At 33.1% G+C, this 834-nt stretch carries 1 protein-coding gene; it reads right to left on the bottom strand.

Annotated elements, in window-relative coordinates; genetic code table 11:
- Nucleotides 1–306 precede the first annotated feature (306 nt).
- A complete protein-coding gene (locus H8909_RS13210) occupies nucleotides 307–615 on the bottom strand; it encodes a PTS lactose/cellobiose transporter subunit IIA (protein ID WP_006505715.1) in 309 nt (102 codons plus the stop codon).
- Nucleotides 616–834: the final 219 nt, after the last annotated feature.

Below are 834 nucleotides of genomic sequence, written 5' to 3'. Positions count from 1 at the left end.
TTCCTCCAATGGATCATCCTTGGAGAAAAAACAGCTTTGCGAATTATGCTGCAAAACAAAAGCACCGTTGTGGTGCTAATGTTTGATTATTTTTGGGACATTATCAATTTCGGTTGACAGTGTTTTTTGAATATTTTTTATTTATTTTCTTTTATTTGCTGTTTTTAGCCCTTGTATGCTACATAATTTTAAATTAATTATTTTATCACCAAATACAATAATATGCTTTATACAGGCTTATTTAGCTACAACAGGCAATAAAAAAAGCATCCCATTATGTGGGATGCTGTATTGGTATTTATGAAATTAAGCTAATTTCTTATAAACATCAATAAATTCCTGAGCTAAATCGATAACTACTAATGCGCACATTAAGTGATCCTGTGCATGTACCATTAATAAGTTAAGTGGAGTTTTTTCTCCTCTGATTTCAGCCTGAATTAATTCAGTCTGAGCATGATGAGCTTCATTAACTGTTTCTTTAGCAGTCTGAATTGATTCATCTGCCTTTTCGATGTCTCCTGCTTTTGCATACTGAATTGCTTCAATTGCTGAGCTTCTTGCGCTACCAGCATTAACAATTAAGTTAATGACTGTCTGTTCCTGTTCGTCCATTTTAATTCTCCTTTAACAACAATTCCAGATTTCATCTGTGCCTATATTATAGCAATTCTTGAAAGCAATTTCAACACCCTTTTACAATATGACAAAATTACTCTGATTCCAATATGATAATGTCTTAATGTATCCAAGTTGATATTGTCCCAATTGGGACAATATCAACTTGCCGTGTTAAACTATAACCTCCAGGGGAGGTTATTATGAGAAAGGTTG

Source organism: Catenibacterium faecis (assembly GCF_014306455.1).
In the GTDB taxonomy this organism is placed as follows: domain Bacteria; phylum Bacillota_I; class Bacilli_A; order Erysipelotrichales; family Coprobacillaceae; genus Catenibacterium; species Catenibacterium mitsuoka_A.
This window is presented reverse-complemented; position numbering and strand designations above follow the sequence as displayed.